Annotated in this window: 6 protein-coding genes; all 6 read right to left on the reverse strand. The window is 42.0% G+C overall.

What is annotated here, in order from left to right; genetic code table 11:
- Positions 1-5: 5 nt before the first annotated feature.
- On the reverse strand, positions 6-518 hold the full coding sequence (locus tag HMPREF2697_RS07280) for a hypothetical protein (protein WP_070850162.1): 513 nt from the start codon (positions 516-518) through the stop codon (positions 6-8).
- Positions 515-2,113, reverse strand: coding sequence for an Hsp70 family protein (locus HMPREF2697_RS07285; RefSeq protein WP_022495864.1), 1,599 nt, complete (start codon positions 2,111-2,113; stop codon positions 515-517). Before HMPREF2697_RS07285 ends, HMPREF2697_RS07280 begins: the two co-directional genes overlap by 4 nt.
- A 324-nt stretch (positions 2,114-2,437) precedes the next feature.
- Complete coding sequence (locus HMPREF2697_RS07290; protein ID WP_070850164.1) at positions 2,438-3,133, reverse strand: hypothetical protein; 696 nt, start codon at positions 3,131-3,133, stop codon at positions 2,438-2,440.
- Between the two features lie 4 nt (positions 3,134-3,137).
- Positions 3,138-3,584, reverse strand: a complete 447-nt coding sequence (locus HMPREF2697_RS07295) for a LytTR family DNA-binding domain-containing protein (RefSeq protein ID WP_004183428.1) — start codon at positions 3,582-3,584, stop codon at positions 3,138-3,140.
- 212 nt (positions 3,585-3,796) lie between these two features.
- Positions 3,797-5,524 (reverse strand): zinc ribbon domain-containing protein, encoded by a 1,728-nt coding sequence (locus HMPREF2697_RS07300; protein ID WP_070850166.1) that lies wholly within the window; start codon positions 5,522-5,524, stop codon positions 3,797-3,799.
- Positions 5,525-5,575: 51 nt separating this feature from the next.
- Positions 5,576-6,575 (reverse strand): DUF6574 domain-containing protein (locus HMPREF2697_RS07305; protein ID WP_180364363.1); only part of this gene is annotated, 1,000 nt, incomplete at its 5' end.

The following is a 6,575-nucleotide window of genomic DNA, read 5'->3' on the forward strand; positions in this document are numbered from 1 at the left end:
ATCTCCTAAGACATAAGTAACATCAAAGCCACAATTAGAATGGCTCCGATAATAAGAACGATGACATTGATATTGAAAAAGAGAATCAAGCTTAGTAGAATCACAAAGGCGAAGGCCGCAAAGAGGTAATTTTTAAGAGATGACTCTTTAGTCTGAGTCACCGCAACAGGTTCAAAAGGGATTTCCTTTTTACCTGTTACATTGCTAGTATCAGTGGTCGTCCCCTTTTCAGCTTCCAATGCCTTTCTCTGAGCCTGTCTGAGTTTTCGGTCGTATTGTAACTTCTCATGGTCTGAGAAAAAGATTGAGCGAATCGTGTAGAGCTCACTGCGCAAACGCTCCCCTTCTTTATCCAAGGTACCATTTGTCCAGAGCTCCTCCAGCTCCTCACGTAAAAAGGAAAGAGCCACGAAACAATCTTGAGTCGACATCTCTGGAGAGATGCGGTTACTGACCTCTCTTAAATAGGTCACTTCCTGTCCTGTCTCTGTATCAATTGCTTTGTAGTAGTCTATCATGAGATGAATTTAGCAAAAATAGCTTGAAGTTCTGACAAATCTTCCTTAACCACTTCTTGGGTTTGGTTGACTTGTGCATTGACTGAAAAGCGTGCCACAACAGTATTACTTCGAGGATCCGATACTGTCACGGTAACAATTTGTTCTGAGTCAAAGGCATAGGTGACTTGTGCCAAGAGCTCGCCTTTCTGACGAGGTTGTGGCACTTGCCCTTCCACTTGTCCCAAAATCTTCACAGCAAATGGATTTTCGTAATTTCCTTCTGTGATACGAAGTTTAAACTTGCTCTGTCCATCCACGACCGCAAAGAGATCCTTGGTAACAGCCAAAGGCAAGACTGAGTTACGTGGAACCACGACACTATTATAGTAGTCACCCACAAAACTGTAATTCTTGTTTGGATTTTTCTTGAAGAGCAGACCGATTCCCTGAGAGGTCACATCCTTGACAACCACTCTATCTGTCTCAGTTGTCTTACCATCCTGGTGTTCAGAGAAGCTAACCTCATTATTGACGATAAGGTCAGCCAAAATAGAAGCTCCCTGTGCCACGATAGTGTCTGGATTAAGGTCAAACTTAGGTTCCAAACCACTCATCAAACGAATCATCTGACGAATCATTGGCATACGTGTTGACCCACCCACAAGGAGAATATGGTCGATCTCTTCCCATTTCAAGCCAGATGCTTGAAGGGTAGACTGCACCTTGATTTCAGTATCTTTGAGAAGGTCCAAGGTAATTTCATTGAAAATCGCTTGAGTAATCAAGACACCGTAACCTTGACCATTGACATAGTGCTCATAGAGAGCTTGGTCATTCACAGATAGACTAGTCTTAATCTGCTCAGCCTTATATTGAAGTTGAATTTTCTCCTTCTCGGAAAGGTTAGTCATATTGACTCCTTGTTTTTCCAACTCCTGCATGATGTAGCCCACAAGACGCTTATCAAAGTCAATCCCACCAAGGCGTGAATTCCCGTCAGTTGCCAAAATATCATAGGCATGGTCAGCCACGCGCATGATGGTAACGTCAAAAGTTCCTCCACCTAGGTCAAAGACCAAGACATTTCCTTGGGCATTTTTAGTGTGGGCATAGGCAATGGCCGCAGCTGTAGGCTCATTGATAATACGCAAAACATTAAATCCTGCAATACGACCAGCATTCTTAGTTGCCGCACGTTGATCTGACGTAAAATAGGCGGGCACTGTGATAACAGCATCCTTGATACCATCTGCCTGACCCATCTCCTGACCAACGACATAGGCACGTTTACGAAATTCGTTCAAAACCAAGGCCGAAAGAATAATAGAATTGACACGTGTGTGGTCTGGGGTATCACTAGCAATTGGACGCCCAATATCACGTTTAAAGTCAAATTTAAAGTTTTCTGTACTTCCGATTTCTGTCCCACGCTCAATGGCTTCCTTACCAAAAGATACATGGTTTTGGCCACTAATATTTGAGAAATAAACCGCTGAACGTAAGACCTGATCGTCATTCGTCCCCATCGGAATAATCTCTGGCACATCTTCACGAACAACAGCCATAACGGAATTCGTTGTTCCTAAATCAATACCAATCGCTTTTTTTCTCATAACAATTTCCCTTCTAGCCTCATTTTGAGTTTACTTGACTCTCGCTCCAAGCGGGCATCTGCTTAGATTGTCTCCATTCATCGCTGTCACATAAAACTCCAAAAGAGTAAAGTTATTCCAGTCTAGTTTTTTCACTATACTATAGTATCACAAATAAAGAGACTATAAAACAGGAAAAAAGGGGGTAGGACCGAACAACTTTTTACAAATTGTTCCTTGTCCCACTCCCTTGAGTGTCAATCAATCTGATAGATTGGATGAACTTATAAATACAGAGGATATGATCTTCCTCATTGTCATGTTTAGAGCAACTTCTCTCCTAACTTAATCAATCGAACTCTCACCAACATAGATAATTTCTAAATTACCCAAGGAAACATCGCCTTTGATGTAGAAGTCCTTGCTAGTCAGGTTACTAGGATTTTCCTCATGCTGTACAGCTGAGAGAGAATTATCCACATTCACATGTACTCGCCAATCACTGGGCACATAGAGACTAAGACTTCCAAGAGAGACGTCCACATCAAACTGGGCAGATGGCCCCTCAATACGGCAATTATCAAAATAGACGGAAGCCTGTCCTAGACTAACATCTGCACTCCCATGCGTAAATTGCTGGTCATTGAGATATTTGGTCACTGCTGAAAAAGTAACATCAATATCATTTCCTCCATTATTAGCGTCTGAGCCAGTAGCACCCAAGCCAAAACGATTCTTTGTTTTACTCGAAGAATTGAAGAGAATGTTCAAGCCAATAACTGCAAGAATGGAAGAAAGGATAACGACCGAATTAGATACTGGAAGAAAATGGAACTGTCCATTGAGTGAGAAAAGAGCCACAATACCATAGGCGAAACCAAGACCAAAATGTCGCTTCAAAAGACTAGAAAGGGATAAGATAGCCAGTAAGACCACCCAGGCCAACATCCAAATACTAATTTCCCATTTTATAAAGTAGTCTTGTACAATTACCAAAGCTGCCAAAAGGATCAAGAGGATCCCAATTAATTTCTTTCTCATTATCTTACCTCATTTCGTTTAGTCGTTCTTTTAAAACTTGATAGTAGCGTCTTGATACATGGACCTGCTTGTGGGTCTGATAGAAATTCACCGTACTGGTCCCTGAAAAAGACTTCTCCAAAGAATAAATCTGCTTAGCATTAACAATCGTCGATTTGGAAATCCGACAAAAAGCAATCGGAAGCAATTCTTCCAATTCGTAGAGTTTTTGCTTTACCTCATAGGCCTCATCCTTAGTATGACCATAAATTTTCTCCCCGTCTGTTTCAAAAAAGAGAATATCTGCCAAATCCAGAAAATATTCGCTGCGATCCTTGTAAAAGGCTAAAGGAACTAACTTTTGCTTTAGAATAGACTCTTGGAGCTGGGCTAATTCCTGTGTTAACCGAGGAGCTCGAATCAAGATTTCAGGCTCATCCATGGATGGGTCTAATTCGATTCTAACTTTCATAAGACTCCTTTCCTGTCCTTTTGATGGTTCCATTATAACAAGTGCTTTACACAAAACAAGGCCTTTTAGGTAAGTGGTACGGTTTAGCCCCTAAGAGGTAAAAACAGACAAACAAAAGAACCTGGCAATTGCCAAGTTCTCCATTTTTTAGTGTGGAGGTCTTCCCTCCTACTTGTAATCCGTTCAATGCTAACGAACTGAGCAAGCAACTGTTATTTCACAGTATTTTCACGGCTCACATTTTGCGATTCGCCAGCCTTACCATTGATACGGTAGTCGCTGTAGTTAGAACCGCTACTGCTAGAGTCACCATCGTCACCAACATATTCCACATTACAAGACCAAGAGATTTTATCTTTGATATCTCCTGATGACTTGAATTTCGAATCATAGCCATAATAGAAATCATAAACGGCTGTGAAGGTCACCTTGAAGGTTTTCTCACCAGTCTGAACGACTTCTGTGACGTCAACGTCTGAGAAAGAAATACTATCAGCGGCACGGTTTTTAGCACCTGTAGTATTTTTATCAATATCAGCCGTTACATCCTTGTACATGGTATCATCAGTACCATTAAGGAATATGTCGGATACACCATCTGGTGTCGTGTTGTGATTAGAAGCGTAGCTACCAAATTTACCGTAGGCAGCAGTCAAGAGACGATCTGCCGTATCACGATCAAGAACTCCATCAGCATCTAGAGTAACCGTTTGACCTTCGGAGATTTTCTTAATAGACAATGTCTCTGTCTTGATAGAGCTACCATCTTCGAAATTCTTCTTAACATAAACGGCTGATGAACCAGCTACTGCTACCTTGTTAACATCTAGTTTCCCTGAATTAAGGGTTCCAATCTTGGTACCACCAACATAGAGGTCTCCATCCTTAAGATTAGACTTAACAGTAAAGCTGAGATACTCTACTGAAAGATTGACTTCTGTTTTAGAGGTCACATTCTCCTCAGATGAGACAGTGATATCTTGATCATTGACCTTACCAGAAGCCACAAAATTGTAGGTCCCTGGATAGAGATGATTCAATTTAGCCGTGTAGTTATTACCATCTGTAGTCGCGTAAGAAACCCCGTTAATAGTCACATTCAAATCAGCTGTATTAACGGTCAAATCAACCGTCCCAGGATCTACCACGACTCGCCACTTAGGAAAAATAAGGAACTGACGTCCAACCTTCTGCATACGTTCGCCAGACATGAGTTGGCTCTTGCTATAGGCTTGTGTACTTTTAGTGTCTGTGTACTTGACTTCGGATGTTTTAATTTCCTTTTTAGTATCAGACCATACTTGGTATTCCAAGCTATCTTTAAAGCTCTTCTTAGCTGCTGCTTCATAACGCTCTGCTACTTGGCCACGTGAGTAGTAGTAAGAACCAAAGCTGTAACCAACAAGCGCCAAGACTGCTGCAACAACACCAGCAATAATCAGGATTTTCTTCCCTTTAGCCATAGCTGGCTTGGCTGGTTTCGCAGCCTTACCATCTGAGATAAACTGATGGATAGTTGATACATCATAACCTGAAGACTTACCAAGTAGGAATTCCTCAGGAAGAGGCTGACGTCCAACATAGGTTTTAAAAGCCTTCATCCAGATAGCTTGTGCTTCTTTAGAAGCAGCCTCTGAATTTTCTTCAGCTTGACCTTGATTAGCTTGAGATACTGGTGCAAGCTCCTCAGTTTCTAAAGGAGTCGTTTCCTCTTCGTCACTCAGCGGTACATCTTCAAACACTTCCTCGGCAACGTCATACTCATCAACTTCTTCTGTTGATTCAGAAGGAGTGGCTTCTTTGTCCAAGCCCATTGCCGCAATGCCTTTAATAGCCTTTAAGTCAAAGTCTGCTTTCTGGCCTTCTTCAATCTCCAAAGCATGGGGCGGACGACCAACTGCCTTTTCAAATAAATCAATCCACTTTTCTTTTGTTGCCATAAAGACTCCTATAAACTTACTTTTTCAAAAAATGCTAGAGGTTTACTTATATTAGAATAGAAGCCCCACCATAAATGATGACATAATAGTAAATACGATTGCAAACAAGATTGACAAAATTACACCATTCAAAAGTGCTGCCAAGATCATTTGATAGAACTTATCAGCCTTCCACGCTGTTGTTACAGGAACAATTGTAAAGAGGTTTGCAAGTGCAAATAAGAAGTAAACAACATAGAACAAGAAAAGTGGGAAGCCAACAAGTCCAATAGCTCCGAACAAGATTGTTACGAGCAAGATCGGCAAGGCCAATGATGTCAAGCGACCAAAACGGTCAAAGCTATTCAAGAAAGTAGTCTCAGGATCACGGAAGATAGCCTTACGTGTCACAAACCCTGCCAAGATAAAGGCAAAGATGAAGAGGAAGGCAGCTAGAATACTTGCGAAGAAAGCTCCAAAACCAATGCTAGATGTATGGCTTGAAATTGAAGATGAGTAACTATCTGTTCCATAAGAACCAAAAATGCTAGCCAATGCGTTTGTTGTTGATACAACTGCGCTAACCACTTTACGTGCCATAGCGCTCAAGATTGCAAAGAAGGCAAGTCCAGTGAAGAGTGACAAGAAGATATAGTTAAGCCAACCATTGTGTTTACCATAATCTGTCATGTCTGCTGGACGACGCCATGCATTAAGCAACCATGTCCAGTAGTTTTTGAAAGTTGTCCCAAATGCTGATGGTTGTGCTGGAACAACTACAGCTTGACCGTTGATAAATTGGACGTTTTGACCTGGTTGAAGAGGTTGACCGTTAGCAAAAGCTGCTTGTTGACCAGCTTGAGCATTGGCAAAACCAGCTTGTGGTTGCGCCGCTTGATTTGGTACTCCTTGTACTGGAGCAGTTTGAGCGCCCGCAAAGGTTGGTTGAGGTTGTGCTGCCTGAGCATTGGCAAAAGGAGCTTGCGCTTGTGCGTCTTGTGCACTCGCAAAAGTCGGCTGTGGTTGCGCTTCTTGGGTACCAGCGAAAGTTGGCTGTGGTTGCGCTTCTTGG

Origin of the sequence: Streptococcus sp. HMSC064D12 (assembly GCF_001837205.1) — a bacterium.
In the GTDB taxonomy this organism is placed as follows: domain Bacteria; phylum Bacillota; class Bacilli; order Lactobacillales; family Streptococcaceae; genus Streptococcus; species Streptococcus salivarius_D.

Bases quoted from the DNA above. Each gene is read 5' to 3' on its own strand.
- HMPREF2697_RS07290 (WP_070850164.1), bottom strand. From the start codon at position 3,133: ATGAGAAAGAAATTAATTGGGATCCTCTTGATCCTTTTGGCAGCTTTG.
- HMPREF2697_RS07280 (WP_070850162.1), bottom strand. From the start codon at position 518: ATGATAGACTACTACAAAGCAATTGATACAGAGACAGGACAGGAAGTG.
- HMPREF2697_RS07295 (WP_004183428.1), bottom strand. From the start codon at position 3,584: ATGAAAGTTAGAATCGAATTAGACCCATCCATGGATGAGCCTGAAATC.
- HMPREF2697_RS07285 (WP_022495864.1), bottom strand. From the start codon at position 2,113: ATGAGAAAAAAAGCGATTGGTATTGATTTAGGAACAACGAATTCCGTT.
- HMPREF2697_RS07300 (WP_070850166.1), bottom strand. From the start codon at position 5,524: ATGGCAACAAAAGAAAAGTGGATTGATTTATTTGAAAAGGCAGTTGGT.